Below are 13,582 nucleotides of genomic sequence, written 5' to 3' on the forward strand. Positions count from 1 at the left end.
AAGCTTCTCCAGTTCCGGTGATGTGACCGGGAGTTGGCGGGTGGCGTGTCTTGATTCACCGCCCCCGGCCCCGTAAGCGGTTCAGAAGTGCCGCGTGCACGTCGGCGAAGGGCGAAGGGCGACGGCCGACTTCACCGACGCCGGGGGTCACCCGCGCGATGCGCCTGTCCGGTCCGGTCGTCGACCTTGAAGGTCTGCGCGAGGTACGGCGCGGCGAACTGACGACCAGTCAACCTGCTGGCGGAGAACGGGCGGACAGCGAGTCCGGCTACGAACTGCTGATCAGCACCGGCGGCTTCAAGAACTTCCTTCTGGACTTCGACGTCAACAAAAGCAACGTGGCTGGGGCCCGCACCCAAAGGTGCGGGCCCCAGCCACGTTGTACGCGTCAGCGTCAGGCGGGAACGATGTTCTCCGCCTGCGGGCCCTTCTGGCCCTGGGTGACGTCGAAGGTCACCTTCTGGCCTTCCTGAAGCTCACGGAAGCCCTGCGTGGCGATGTTCGAGTAGTGGGCGAAGACGTCAGCGCCGCCGCCGTCCTGCTCGATGAAGCCGAAGCCCTTTTCCGCGTTGAACCACTTCACGGTGCCAGATGCCATATTGAATCTCCTTCGGGGGCAGTGCCCGGAGCCCGCACCTTGCGAGCTCCGCGTCGCCGCGATGATTGCCCCGTCCGGAATGAACACCGGAGGTACAAAAGCGCACCCACCGGCATGGAGAGCCGGCAGGAGCACTTGAAGACTTTGGGAACCACAACTGCAACTGCGATCGACAGTAGCACGGAGCGAGCCGCTGAGCACGGCAGGTTTCCACGCCTCACTTGCTGGGCCATAAAACCTCACCGGCCATCGCACTGTTTTCTGCACCCTCGGCAATAGGTATTCGCGTCCGCGAGCACGGGCCGCGCGGGGAGTCCAGCGCGGGTGGCCCAGGGGCCGTGTGCGGGTCGGCGCGAGATGAGGGGACGATGGCTGCCGTGGCCTGGCCGGGTTACGAGAACTCCGTGAGATCGATGGCGTGGACGCGCAGCGGAAGGCCGTACACCGGATGCGTCGTTTCACGCTCCGGCAGCATGCCGAGCTTGCGCATCACGTTCTCGGAGGCGTCGTTGCCCACGCGGGCGATGCTGATGACACGGTCAAGGCCACGGTCTCGGAGCGCGAACTCCAGCACGGCGCAGGCTGCTTCGGACGCGTACCCCTGACCCCAGAACTGGCGGCCCAACCGCCAGCCGATCTCCACGGCGGGCAGTACCTCCGGCAGGAACTCCGGTACGGACAGGCCCACGAAGCCGGCCAGCTCGCCTGAGGCCAGTAGCTCGACGGCGAAGAGGCCGAAGCCCTCCTCGTCCCACTCCTCCTCCCACCGCTCGACGGCCTCCGCAGTGCTGTCGAAATCACGGACCGAACCGTCGCCGATCCAGCGCATGACCTGCGGGTCCGCGTTGATCTCCGCCATGAAGGCAATGTCGTCGTCATGCCAGCGGCGAAGGAGCAGGCGGGGGGTGAGGATCTCAGTCATGACCCCGATTCTGTCGAAGGCAGGGGCCCCGGCGAGAACCAGTGCCCGGCCTGCCGCCCTCAGGAGGCGGCGATGCCGGGGCAGCGGGCCGAGCGGTACGAGCCCGTCGAGCTGGGGGCGGGGCCGCAGCTTCGGCGGCTCGGGGAGGCGAAACCGGACGAGCAGTGGTTGCCGGAGGAGGTCTCGACTTGGTTTCGTTCGCCCGCGCGGAGCGGCAGCTCGCTCATCGGGCGCATACTGAGAGCAATGACAAAGCCAGCCGTAGCCCGGCGCCACCTGCCGTCAAGCCCCTTCAAGCCCCCGGTCACGTCGCCTCCCAAGCATTTCGCGGTAGGAGACCGGGTCACACACGACCAGTTCGGCCTCGGCCGGGTGATCGGTGTCGAGGACGAGGTCGCGGTACTTGTCGACTTCGGTTCACCACAGGTACGGATAGCGAGTCCGTACGGCAAGCTGACCAAGCTCTGAGGCCCGTTTCGGCGCCGGGACCAACCGCCGCACGTCGCCCCCGGCACTCGAACGGTGTTCCCGCTCGCCACGACAACGTCGCCACCTCCGACGACGGCCCCTTGCCGGACACCACGGGAGTGGGGGCAGCACAGGAGGCTTAGTCGCCCACAGGATCGTCCGGCGCGGATCAGAGGCCGGACGGCATCCGCACCGACGGCAGCACCGCCTTGCCGGGCGTGCCCGATGACTGATCGCCTACTCGCCGAGCCCTTCAGCGTACGCCTGGCTGCCAAGGGCGACATGAGCCGTCGACGTCGGCAGAGCGATCGACGAGCCGCTGGAATCCGCAGTGGGTGCGCAGGAGCTCGGCGTACGTGCCTGTGGCCTGAGCCGTGCCGTTCGAGAGCATGACGACAGTGTCAGCCGCCTCGATGGTGGACATTCGGTGGGCGATGACGAGAAGGGCGCACTCCTGCCGCAGGTTGTGCATGTTGACCGTCAACGCGGCCTCGTTGGCAGGGTCGAGGTGAGCGGTGGGTTCGTCCATCAACAGCAGCCGGGGGCGGGCCAGTACCGCTCGGGCGATGGCGATTCTCTGGCGTTCGCCACTGGACAGACGCGCCCCGCGCTCGCCGACGTCGGTGTCCAGCCCTGCCGGTAGCCGGTGGATCTTCTGGGTCAGGTTGACGAGGTCGAGGGCCCGCCACAGCCTGTCGTCGGTGGCGTCGGGAGCGGCGTAGCACAGGTTGTCCCGCAAGGTGCCGTGCAGGAGGGGGCAGTCCTGTTCGACCCAGCCGATGTGCGAGCGCCACTCCTGGAGATCGACATCCGTGGCGGGCTGCCCGTCGATGCGGATGCTGCCGCTCCACGGCTCGTAGAACCGGTTGATCAGTGCGAAGGTGGTGGACTTGCCGGCTCCGGACGGTCCGACCAGGGCGACGAGCGCGTGGTGCGGGACGGAGAGCGACAGTCCCCGGAGCACCGGAGCGTCGGGACTGTAGCCGAATCGCAGATCGCGAATCTCCAGCGACGCACTCGAAGTCGGGCGCTGGGGTGGGTGCCGCCACAGTGGGCCGCGGCTGGTCGCCGCGTTGGCGCTGTCCTCGATGGGGAGCGCGTACACCTCCTGGATGCGGTCGGTGGCGCCTTTGGCCCGGTGCACCGAGGCGACCCCTTCCATCAACTCGGTGATGGGGCCGCCGAGTTGGGTGGCGTACAGCAGCATCGCCACGAGGGCGCCGAGCGGGAGCGCCCCTTCGTCGACACGGACCGCGCCGATCAGCAGGACCAGGACGAAGGCGGCGTTGATGGCCATCTGGGCCGTGGGGGCGATCGTCGCCGTGAGCCGGGCGCTGTGCACCGCGGCGTCGTAGGCCCGGTGGGCGAGGGTGGTGAGACGGTCGATCTCGCGTTGTTCGGCGCGGTTGGCGCGGACGGTGCGGAGGGCGGACAGCGCGCGTTCCAGTCCGGCGGAGATCTCTCCGACGGCGTTCTGCAGCGTCGTGGACGCGCGGCCGATCCTCGCCGAAAGCCCATTGATCACAAGGCTGCCGACCAGCATCACGCACAGGATGAGCAGCATCAGGACGGGATCCATCACGAACATGGCGCCGACGCTGCCGAGGGCGACGCACAGGTTCGTGGCGATCTGGACGGAGAGGTGCGTGAGCGCGTCGCGCAGGACGGCCACGTCCGTCGAGGCGCGCGCCATGAGGTCGCCCACGCGCAAGCGGTCGAAGGCGTGCATCCGGACCCGCAGCAGGTGCGAGAACACCCTGGTGCGCATGCCGAGGACGAACCGCTCACCCGTGCGCTCCAGCAGGAAGGCGGCGAAGGCGCCGACCAGCGCCTGGGCCAGCAGCAGCAGGACGAGGACGGTGACGGGGATCAGGAGCGGCCGGTGTGCGGTGAGCGCGTCGACCACTGCCTTGGCGGCCAGGGGCTGCGCGACGCCCACGGCTGCCGCGGCCAGGGTGAGGAGGAGGGCGGCGGCCAGGGGCCGCCGCTGCCCCTGGGTCAGCGCCCACAGGTGTCGAAGCATCGCGTGCGCGGCTCCTTCTCCAGCCCGGCGCCCGGGCCGTCACGACGAGCGAGTTCGAGGCGGGACGGCCGGCACCGCGCAGGGCACCGCAGGCCGGGGCCGGTTGTCAGTCGGCCTCCACCAGCCCGGACGACCGGAGTTGGTCGGTCAGCGCGGTGAGGTCTTCGCGCGCCTGGGCCGGTGCGATGTCGTAGCGTGCCGCGAACTCCTCGGCCACTTGCTCCACGGTGTGGCCGGCCAGCAGGCACTGGAGCGCGTAGGCGCCGGTGTGGTTGACCTGCCAGTAGTCTCCGGTGCGCTGGCTCAACAGCACCGCGCCGTCATCGGTTTCGGTGGTGACCGTATGGGCGGTCAGGCGTAGCGTCATGGGGTCCTCCGAGCACGGTCTCGGCGCGGCAGCGGCCAACGGGCCGCTCGCCTGGGCGCGTTGGGGGCGACGGTGAGCAGCGGCCGGTAGTAGCCGTCGGGGTACGGTTCGTCGATCATCTGGCCGTCGGCTTCGATCCAGGCGTGGGCGGCGAAGGGCGTGGTGCGCACGCCGGCCTGCCAGGTGGGCCACACTCCCTTGAAGCGGCACAGCACGGCCGCCGCGATCGACCGCTGCAGGCAGTTGTGGACGGCGCAGTGCAGGCTGACCGCGACGACCGCGGTGCGGGCCGCCGACGCCTGTGCGGCGGTGCCCGGACGTGCGCCGACGCGCAGCGTTTCGAGTGTGACGCGCAGGTACTTGGGGGGCAGCTTGGCCAGGGGCCAGGCGATGGACACGGCGGTCAGCGGCAGCACACGCCGGTGCAGGGGCAGGCGGATACGGGGCGGCAGCGCGCAGGGGGGACTGGTCACGGCGTCTCCTCGGGTTCGGTCACTCGGTGGAGGTGGCGGGCGCCGCCGCGTGTGGAGCCGGCGAGTGCCGCCGTGGGGCGGACCGCGATCTCCCGCAGCCACAGTTCGGCGCCGAGCGTCGCCTCCAGTTGGGCGGACCAGACGTCTCCGGTCCGGGGCGGTGTGAGCAAGGTGGTCCGCATACCGGCCACGTCGATCAGGCCGCGGCGCGCCAGGAGCGAGCCCGCGAACAGTTCCAGCAGGTCGGGAACATGCTGCTGCAACGCTCGGTCGACGGATTCCTCACAGTCACCCTTGGTGGTGCGGTCCAGGATCACGTCGGGCACGAGGCCGCGCATCGCCGCGGCCAGCACCGGCTTGTACTGCCAGGGGGTGTAGCGCTCATGGGGACGGATGGACAGCACGGCCTCGACCACCCGGTCATCCAGGTAGGGCAGTTCCAAGCGCAGCCCCTCGGCGGCGTACTCACGGCAGACCAGCCGGAGCACAGGCCCTGCGCTTCGCAGGGCGGTCAGGGCCTCGTGCTGTCCTCGGTCAGGTGCCAGCGGGGCGACCTGATCCGCCACGTCGTAGAAGAGCGTCCGCGTGGTCCTCACTGCGTCCCCGGTGGCCCACGGCGTCGCCGGGAGCCGCTCTCCCCAGCCGAGCGCAGGAGCCGGGCGTAGCGGCGCGGGGCGGCGGAGGTCGTCGGCGCACCGCCGCCACCACGCGCCGAGGTCTTCTCCCCGCAGCAGACCGGCCAGGCTGGACGCCAACGGCCAGCGGCTCAGCGCCCGATGGGCGCGCAGCTGCCGCAGGGCGGTCACCGGTCGGCGGCGAAAGAGCGTGTACAGGTAGGCGGCGCTGCCGGTGAACAGCTCATCGGCTCCGTGCCCGGCCAGGTGTCGGGTGGAGCCGTTCTCGACCAGCAGTCGGATCCCCGTGCGGATCGCGTTCATCCCGCGGGTGGCAGCCCGCGGGGCTTCCGTGTCCGGCAGCCAGTACGGCGGGGAGAACACCGGCGGAGCGTCGGATTCCAGCATGGTCAGGTGCTCGGCGTGCTCCAGCGAGCGCGCGGCCTGGGCGGCGTAGAGCGGGTCGTCGTTGATCGCACTGCCGCCGATCCAACGAAAGGTCAGCAGCTCGGGGCGGTGCTCAGCCGCGAGGAAGCACAGCGAGGTGGAATCCATGCCGCCCGACAGGTCCGCCGACAGCCTGCCCCGGCGGGGTTGTCGCAGGGCCACGGCCTCCCGCAGACTCTCGCGCACCCGGGCCGCTCCCCGCGCCAACGGAACGTTCGGCTCCGGCGGATGCCACCAACGCGCCGTGCGCGCGGGGCCGTTGCCGGGGAGCAACAGACAGGAGTCCGCGGCCACTTGGCGTACGCCGCGCCACCAACTGCGCTCGCTCAGTGGCGTGAAGAGCATCCCGTACGTCACGCCCGCCGCGAGCAGGTCCTCGTCCGGCTCCGCGCCGACGATCCCGGCCAGCACGTCGGCTCGGTCACTGGCGACCGGAACATCACCCAGACAGGCGGTGAACACGCAGCGGGTCCCGGTGACGGTGCCCTGGACCCGCACCTGACCATGGGCGGACGCCATCACATGTGCACTGCCGGGAAGCCGGCGGGCCAGCCGGTCCAGGTCCGGCAGGCCGCGCATCGGGGAGACCAGCTCGGAGAGCCGATTCGGCGTGATCGATTCCGGGCCGTACACGGCCACCCGCACCGGGCCCGCGTCGGCCACCACCAGATCCTCCGGTGCCCACGAACCGACCAGCCATGGCCGCCCGGAAGCATGGGGCACCATCTGCGGCGCCCCCGCATCGACCTGGCGGTGAGCCCAAACGCCGCCTGGGGAGTCCGGGAAGACCACAAGGTTGTCGTTCAGCGATTGCACATGCCTCACCCACCCGGTATCAATGGCGACATCCGCCCGTCGGCATCGCGTCCACCCGCCCGGCCACCGATCCCACTCGGCCATACGACTGCCCTGTCAGCGCCGGACCGTAGGGGGCGACACCACGCCGCACGCGGGCAAGGGGCGGGCCCCGCACTGTCCCGCGCCGCCGCAAAACCGTGCCCCACCGGGGGAAGGTCTGGCAACTGGTCGAAGTTGACATCGCGCCAATTACCGTGACGACAAAAGAGCAAAAGGATCCGTTCCGATAACCGATCAGACCGAGTCCGCGAATCACGGCATACATACAATAAGTCAAGCTCCATGGCGGCAACCGGATCTCCCCCGCCCCTCCCCCGCCAGGTGAAGTAGCAATTGAGAGGGCGGAGTGACGCACGAGGCTCCTGGTTGTTGCGGACAGCGTTCGCAGTGCACCATGCGCCTCGTGGGACCTGGCCTGGACCTTCTCCAGCCATGCTCGACAGCCACATGAACCGGTCGGCCCGTGCGCCTAGCCGATCCACGCGCGTGGCAGTGAAGTCCGCTCAGGATGGCGGAAGTTGCAATGCCCAAGTGGACACCTCTGATTGGAGGGCGGTTACATGATTTGACGTCATTCCAGGTTCAACCGAGCTACAAGGGAGAAGGCCATGACCAGGAACAAGCAGTTGCCCGAGCGCTACACGCCTCCCGCCGTCGCCAAGGTCGGCCACTTCACCAAGGACACGGACGGAACCATCTACACGAAGAAGGACGCCACGACCCTGGGCTTCAAGAAGCCCCGCTAGCGCGGACAGCGGCGTCGGCTGACCGGTCGACGGTCGTCGTTCCCGGCCCTGCACCGGACTTCGCCCCAACTTTCCCTGCGGCAGCGCAGCAGGGGCGAAATCCTCCGGAGCAGGGCCGGGATCGCACAACATCCTTCTTCCCGCCCTGCCCCACGGTGGGGCGCTATATCGGTTGTCCCCTGACTGGCCAGATCAGGGATTACCGCTTTACACACCACACGCTGCCAAGGTCGTCCCGTAGCGCGGGATTTCCCGCGGGCAAGCCGAGGGGCGACGTCCGGTCTTCCCTACTGCGGCGGCAAGCCCGAAGGCGTTGCGCTTCCACGTCACCAAGTCGTAGCCGATTCCGTGCACTTGCGAGAACTACGCCCGCTGTATCCGGCTTGAGAGGCGGTGCCTTTACCGTCGGCCTCACCGATCGTCGCCGCATACGTTCGCGCCAGGCCACACGCGGAGGCGACATCACCGACGGATGCGGCCTCTTGGCCCGTACCACAGGGATGTGAGCAGTTCCCGCGGATTCACCGCCTCAGTGGCTTCAGCCGGTCGGAGTTCCGCCGTGCGCGCCCAATCCCCCTGCCGTCGCTGCCGAGTTGACCGCTATGCATGACAGCGCGCTCACGGCTTCGGCCGGAGACACCTTTTTATGGTTGGCGACCGCTGTTGGAGCGGTCGTGCGATCGGGCGCCCCGCCCGTGAGCGAGTGCGGCCTCGGTGAGGGTGGTGGCGGTGCGTACGACGCTGGCGATGGCGTCGTCGGGGGTGAGTCCGCACAGGTCGGTGAGGGAGAAGAGGGCTTCGGCGCTGACGGTCACGGCGAGATCTCGTCTGAGTTGGGCAAACGCTTCGGGGTCTGTCGTCCCGAGCACGTCCCGCAGGGGTGCGAGCGCGTGGTCGATCAGTCCGAACCGGACGCCGGGCCTGGTGGCCGCGCCTTCGGGCCGGGTGATGGTGGCCGAGATCATGGCGCGCACCGCCCCTTGGCGGGCGAGTACGCCGCGGAGCAGGAACTCACAGGCGAAAGCGACGCGTTCGACGGGGTCGTCGCGGCCCGCGACCGGTGCGAGCGCTTCGGCGGGGGACGGCCACGCACCGGCCAGGGCCTCGCTGATCAGTGAGGGGAGGTCGGGGAAGTACCGGTAGGCGGTGGCTTCGGATACCCGCGCCGACCGCGCGACGTCGGACATGGTCACCTCGCGGCCCGTGCGGATGAGTTCACCGGCGGCCCCGACGATCGCCGTACGCGTGCGCTTCTTCTGGTTGGTGCGGCCGGTGCCAGGCTGCGTCGTCATCGGTGCGGCCTCCTTCTGTTCTGCGCAACCATCCTATTGGCGCCCTCTCATTATGAGAGCACACTTGCACAACGAGAATGAGTGCCCTACCTTCATGAAAGTCAACTCTCACGAAGGAGCTCGGCGATGAACGAGGTTTCCGTGGTCGGCCCGGACGATGGCGAGACGATCCACCTGGGGCCGACACAGATGCGCATCCTCGAAGACGGCAGCACCACCGGGCACCGTCTCGGAATCGGCGAGATCACCATCGCCCCGCACACCGAAGGGCCGCCCCAGCACCGCCACGCCCAACACGACGAGGGCTTCTACGTCGTGGCCGGAACGGTGCACTTCACCATCGGGCAGACAACCCATGTAGCCCCGGCCGGAACGCTCGCGATGATCCCGCCCGGCGCCCCGCACACCTTCGCCAACCTCGGCGACGAGCCGGCCGTGATGCTCAACACCTTCACGCCCGACCTGTACGTGAACTACTTCCGCGACCTGCGGGACATGATCGCCAGCGGCCAGGAGCTGACCGCGCAGGCGACCATCGAGGCGATGGGCCAATACGCCACCGTCCCCGCCACCGACTTCGCGTAACGCCCCACACCAACGAGGAGAACCCGATGACCAGCACCGTCCACACCCTCGCCCTCGCCGAGGGCGATCTCGCGATCACCGTCGACGACCAGGGGCAGGGCCGCTCGTTCCTCCTGCTGCACGGCGGCGGCGGCGGCCCGCAGACGATCGCGCCTTTCGGCCAACTCCTCGCCGAGCAGCGGCCCGCGCGGGTGATAACTCCCGTCCACCCCGGCTTCGGCGGCACCGCCCGGCCCGACTGGCTCACCGACATCCCCACCCTCGCCCAGGCCTACGCACGGCTGCTCGACGAACTCGACCTGCACGACGTCACCATCGTCGGCAACTCCATCGGCGGCTGGATCGCCGCCGAACTGGCGCTGCTCAGCTCCGACCGGATCAGTGGCCACGTCCTCGTCAACGCCGTCGGCATCACCGTTCCCGGCCATCCCATCGCCGACATCTTCCCCCTGACCCCCGCCGAGTTGTCCAAGCTCTCCTTCCACGACCCCGCGAAGTTCGCCATAGACCCCGCCACCCTCCCCGAGGCCGCCCGCGCGGTGATGGCCGCCAACCGGACCGCCCTCGCGATCTACCAGGGCCCGCACGCCGCGGGCGACCCCTCCCTACGCGAGCGGCTGGCCAAGGTCACGCGACCGACCCTCGTCGTGTGGGGCGAGAGCGACCAGGTTGTCGACGCCGACTACGGACGCGCCTTCGCCGCCGCCATCCCCCACGCCGGCTTCGAGCTGCTGCACAACACCGGTCACCTGCCGCAGATCGAGTCGCCCACCCAACTCCTGTCCATGGTCTGGGACTTCGCCGGGCCTCACGCCTGAACCAGGGAGTGCCGCGTGTCCGGCGCTGCCGAACCCGGCCGCATGGGCCGCGTGCCTCGCCGTTGGCGAGGACGCGCCCATCCGCCCGGCAGCTGTCAGTTTGGTGCCATGCGGGCCACGCTCCATGAGCTGTGCGCCAAGCAGTTGCTCAAGCCGCTGGACCTGCCGACTCAACGACGGCTGGGCCGGGTGCAGTTCGGCCGCCGCTCGCCCGAAGTGCCTGTGTTCCGCGACAACCACGCTCGCAGGGTGCGGACCACGCGATCCGACGGCGGGGTCATGCGCGTGTGCACGGGGAGCAGCCCCCTGACGATGACGAACACTTCGCCGCGCTGCGGCTGCTGCCGATATGCGACCGAGAAAAGGACTTGGGATGCGGGAGGTGGCCGTCGGCCGCTCCCTCGGGGGCGGAGCGGCCGACGGCAAGGGTGGGCCCCTTGTTCAGGAGCCCGTCTCGGTCCCGGCGGCGTAGGCGGCCTGCTGCCGCGGCGACGCCGCCACGCGGTCGACGGGGCGGGTGGTCGTGAGGAGGGTGAGGACGAGGATGGCGGCGCCGCAGGCGGTGACGAGCCAGAAGGCAGGACGTGCGGCCGCGACGAAGCCCGCGTAGGTGCCGTGGTGAAGGCCGGCGGCGAGGACGGCGCCGAGAACGGCGACGCCGAGAGCCTGGCCGAACTGCCGGCAGGTGGAGACGACGGCGGCGGCCACCCCGGCCTGTTCCTGGGGCATGCCGGCCATGGCGGCATTGGTGACCGGGGTGTTGGCCAGGCCCACGCCGATCCCGATCAGGCAGTAGGCGGGGAAGAGCAGAACGTTGCGGGTCTCCGCGTCGGCGGCGGCGAGCAGCAGGCCGCCGCCGGTGGTGGCGGCGCCGGCGAGCAGCAGCGGAAGGCGCGGCCCGTACGCCGCGGTCAGCCGGCCGGAGATGGGCGAGGTGAGGATGTTCATGCCCGCCATGGGCAGCAGGTACGCCCCGGCGGCCAGCGCGCTCAGCCCTCGTACGTTCTGGAGGTAGAGCGTGTTGAGGAAGAGGAATCCGCCGAGGACGAAGAACGAGCAGACCGCCATGGCACTCGCTCCGCTGAACGCGGCGCTACGGAACACCCGCAGGTCGACCAGGGGTTCGGGGCGCCGCCGCTCGTAGGGGATCAGGGCGATGAGCGCGGCTCCGGCCGCGACGGCGCAGCCAAGGGTCGCCGGAGCGCTCCAACCGGTGGCGGGCACCTCGATGATGGCGTAGGTCAAGGTGGCCATCAGGATGATGACCAGGAGTTGTCCGATCGGGTCCATCCGGCGCGGGGCGGCGGCACGGGACTCGGGGACGAAGCGGGCGGCGCACACCAGGGCCGCCAGTCCGATGGGCAGGTTGAGCCAGAAGATCGAGCGCCAACCCGCGGTCTGCACCAGTACGCCCCCTACCAGCGGCCCGGCGGCCATCGCGACCCCCATCACCGCGCCCCACACGCCGATGGCGCGGGCACGGTCCCGCGGTTCGGTGAAGACGTTGGTGATGATGGACATCGCCACGGGGTTGAGCATCGAGGCACCGATCGCCTGGAGGACGCGGAAGGCGGTCAGCCAGCCCAGGCCCGGTGCCAGTCCGCACAGCAGGGAGCCGAGGGTGAACACGGCGAGCCCGGTCTGGAAGACGCGGCGGCGACCGAGCCGGTCACCGGCCGAGCCTGCCAGCATCAACAGCGCGGCCAGCACGATCAGATAGGCGTCGGTGGTCCACTGGAGGCCCGACAGCGAGCTGTGCAGATCGCGTTGCATCGCGGGGAGCGCCACGTTCAGCACGGTGTTGTTGAGGTTGCCGATGAAGACGCTGGTGCAGCAGACGGCGAGCACCAGGCGGCGACGCCGCACGTCGCGTTCCGCCAGTCCCGCACCGTCACGAACCTCGACGGAGACTGCCCCCTCACCGTTGTGTAGCGGGCGTCCGCGCCCCCGTCCGTGCGTCACTTCCCGTCGCTCCCCCGTGGTTTGCCGCGCGGCCCGCGCGGATCCGGTAGCCGCCGCAGGGTTCGCGGCGCGCCCTCAGCTTGCCGCCCGCGCCCCTGCCCGGGGAGACCCCCGTTGGGGGGCCCTGACAAGGCCCCCCAACCGCGGCCCGTGTCGATGCATACTGCACGGGTGGGCAGCAGAACCGAACTGGGGGAGTTCCTGCGGACCCGGCGCAGCCGGATCACGCCGGAAGAGGTCGGCCTACCGTCGTCCGCCGGGATCCGACGTACCGCCGGACTGCGCCGCGAGGAGGTCGCCATCCTCGCGGGGGTCAGCATCGAGTACTACCGGCGCCTGGAACAGGGAAAGCAGCAGCGGCCGAGCGGGGCGGTACTGGCGGCCATCGCGCAGGTGCTGAAGCTCAGTGAGGACGAGCACCGGCACCTGACCGAACTCTCCCGCTCCCGGCCGCACGAGGTGGCCGGACAGGCGCATCAGCGCCGGGCGTCACGCACGGTGCGGGACGAGGTGCGCCGCATGCTCGACGTCGTGCTGCCCTACCCGGCCTGCGTCCTGAGCCGTTCCAGCGACCTGCTCGCCGCCAACGACCCGGCGCTGTGTCTGTTCCCGGGCATCGAGGAGTGGCCGGAGCGGCGTCGCAACACCGCCCGTTACGCCTTCCTGCATCCGGCCGCCCGGCAGCTGTACGGGAACTGGGACGACGTCGCCCGTGGCGTGGTCGCGCACCTGCGCACGGCGATCGTGCTGCATCCCGGTGCGCCGGAGCTTCAGGAGCTGGTGAGCGAACTCTCCGAGCACAGCCCGGAGTTCGCGGATCTGTGGCGGCGGTACGACGTACGCACCCGTACCAACGGACGCAAGGTGTACCACCATCCGGTGGCAGGCTCCATGACACTGACCTACGAGGCGTTCGACGTGGCTCGCAGCGACGGCCAGCGACTGGTCGTCTACCAGGCGGCGCCTCACACCCGGGACCACGACGCCCTGCTGCTCCTCGCCCGCCGACCGTCCCCGCTCGCCCCGACGGCCTGGGAGTACGCGGCTCAGGCGCGGAACGGTGCCGGCGAACCGACCGCCGAGCGGGGTGCGCCATGACGCTCTGCTGACCGGCGGACTCGCCCATGGTGAGGCGCCCGTCCGAAGCGGTGAGCATTCCGGTTCGCCCGGCCTGTCGCCCTGTTCCGCCGGTCCTTCGTGGTGCCGTCCCGGCTGCCCTTTCCTTCCACCACTCATGACGGACGCCAGCGGAAATCGGAACAGAATTCATTCCGAGCCCGTTTCCGGGGAGAGGTACACGCTAATCCGGACGCCCGGTACACTTTTGGCCGCGGCGACATTCTCGGCTACCAGTAATTCAACTACTCACGTTCAGTCGCTCCAGGTCACTTCAGCAACTCCGCCCCGAA

Annotated in this window: 14 protein-coding genes and 1 pseudogene; 5 read left to right on the forward strand and 10 right to left on the reverse strand. The window is 69.7% G+C overall.

What is annotated here, in order from left to right; genetic code table 11:
• Positions 1–394: 394 nt before the first annotated feature.
• The 3 genes from P3G67_RS15530 to P3G67_RS15540 all read right to left on the reverse strand — a co-directional run bounded on the left by P3G67_RS15530 (position 395) and on the right by P3G67_RS15540 (position 1,747).
• A complete protein-coding gene (locus tag P3G67_RS15530) occupies positions 395–598 on the reverse strand; it encodes a cold-shock protein (RefSeq protein WP_069779708.1) in 204 nt (67 codons plus the stop codon).
• A 391-nt stretch (positions 599–989) separates the two neighbouring features.
• Positions 990–1,520 carry a GNAT family N-acetyltransferase gene (locus P3G67_RS15535; RefSeq protein ID WP_276094016.1) on the reverse strand — a complete coding sequence of 177 codons (531 nt, stop codon included), beginning with the start codon at positions 1,518–1,520 and terminating at the stop codon, positions 990–992.
• A 59-nt stretch (positions 1,521–1,579) separates the two neighbouring features.
• Positions 1,580–1,747: a hypothetical protein gene (locus P3G67_RS15540; RefSeq protein WP_276094017.1), complete on the reverse strand. Its 168-nt coding sequence runs from the start codon at positions 1,745–1,747 to the stop codon at positions 1,580–1,582.
• A 19-nt stretch (positions 1,748–1,766) separates the two neighbouring features.
• Here P3G67_RS15540 and P3G67_RS15545 point away from each other — a divergent pair, with 19 nt between their 5' ends.
• A complete protein-coding gene (locus P3G67_RS15545; protein WP_269857362.1) occupies positions 1,767–1,988 on the forward strand; it encodes a hypothetical protein in 222 nt (73 codons plus the stop codon).
• A 253-nt stretch (positions 1,989–2,241) separates the two neighbouring features.
• Here the strand turns inward: P3G67_RS15545 and P3G67_RS15550 are convergent, their stop codons facing one another.
• The 4 genes from P3G67_RS15550 to P3G67_RS15565 form a co-directional block, all read right to left on the reverse strand.
• Positions 2,242–4,011 (reverse strand): ABC transporter ATP-binding protein, encoded by a 1,770-nt coding sequence (locus tag P3G67_RS15550; RefSeq protein ID WP_276094018.1) that lies wholly within the window; start codon positions 4,009–4,011, stop codon positions 2,242–2,244.
• 106 nt (positions 4,012–4,117) lie between these two features.
• Positions 4,118–4,378, reverse strand: coding sequence for a lasso peptide biosynthesis PqqD family chaperone (locus P3G67_RS15555; protein WP_276094019.1), 261 nt, complete (start codon positions 4,376–4,378; stop codon positions 4,118–4,120).
• Complete coding sequence (locus P3G67_RS15560) at positions 4,375–4,851, reverse strand: lasso peptide biosynthesis B2 protein (RefSeq protein ID WP_269857359.1); 477 nt, start codon at positions 4,849–4,851, stop codon at positions 4,375–4,377. Before P3G67_RS15560 ends, P3G67_RS15555 begins: the two co-directional genes overlap by 4 nt.
• Positions 4,848–6,737, reverse strand: a complete 1,890-nt coding sequence (locus P3G67_RS15565) for an asparagine synthase-related protein (protein ID WP_276094020.1) — start codon at positions 6,735–6,737, stop codon at positions 4,848–4,850. The genes P3G67_RS15560 and P3G67_RS15565 overlap by 4 nt, the downstream gene beginning before the upstream one ends.
• A gap of 641 nt (positions 6,738–7,378) precedes the next feature.
• On the opposite strand from P3G67_RS15565, the gene P3G67_RS15570 reads away from it, so the two are divergent.
• Positions 7,379–7,516, forward strand: coding sequence for a hypothetical protein (locus tag P3G67_RS15570; protein ID WP_276094021.1), 138 nt, complete (start codon positions 7,379–7,381; stop codon positions 7,514–7,516).
• Positions 7,517–8,160: 644 nt separating this feature from the next.
• On the opposite strand, the gene P3G67_RS15575 is transcribed toward P3G67_RS15570, so the two are convergent.
• Positions 8,161–8,808, reverse strand: coding sequence for a TetR/AcrR family transcriptional regulator (locus tag P3G67_RS15575; protein WP_276094022.1), 648 nt, complete (start codon positions 8,806–8,808; stop codon positions 8,161–8,163).
• Between the two features lie 126 nt (positions 8,809–8,934).
• Here P3G67_RS15575 and P3G67_RS15580 point away from each other — a divergent pair, with 126 nt between their 5' ends.
• Both P3G67_RS15580 and P3G67_RS15585 read left to right on the forward strand, forming a co-directional pair.
• On the forward strand, positions 8,935–9,393 hold the full coding sequence (locus P3G67_RS15580; protein WP_276094023.1) for a cupin domain-containing protein: 459 nt from the start codon (positions 8,935–8,937) through the stop codon (positions 9,391–9,393).
• A gap of 26 nt (positions 9,394–9,419) precedes the next feature.
• Positions 9,420–10,211 (forward strand): alpha/beta fold hydrolase, encoded by a 792-nt coding sequence (locus tag P3G67_RS15585; RefSeq protein ID WP_276094024.1) that lies wholly within the window; start codon positions 9,420–9,422, stop codon positions 10,209–10,211.
• A 93-nt stretch (positions 10,212–10,304) separates the two neighbouring features.
• On the opposite strand, the pseudogene P3G67_RS15590 reads toward P3G67_RS15585, so the two are convergent.
• Positions 10,305–10,451: pseudogene (locus P3G67_RS15590) on the reverse strand (helix-turn-helix domain-containing protein); the annotation flags it as partial.
• A 201-nt stretch (positions 10,452–10,652) separates the two neighbouring features.
• Positions 10,653–12,092, reverse strand: a complete 1,440-nt coding sequence (locus P3G67_RS15595) for an MFS transporter (RefSeq protein ID WP_391858267.1) — start codon at positions 12,090–12,092, stop codon at positions 10,653–10,655.
• Between the two features lie 252 nt (positions 12,093–12,344).
• Here P3G67_RS15595 and P3G67_RS15600 point away from each other — a divergent pair, with 252 nt between their 5' ends.
• Complete coding sequence (locus P3G67_RS15600; protein ID WP_276094026.1) at positions 12,345–13,271, forward strand: helix-turn-helix transcriptional regulator; 927 nt, start codon at positions 12,345–12,347, stop codon at positions 13,269–13,271.
• The last annotated feature ends 311 nt before the right edge of the window (positions 13,272–13,582 follow it).

The sequence above is a fragment of the Streptomyces silvisoli genome (assembly GCF_029269905.1).
Taxonomy (GTDB): Bacteria; Actinomycetota; Actinomycetes; order Streptomycetales; family Streptomycetaceae; genus Streptantibioticus_A; species Streptantibioticus_A silvisoli_A.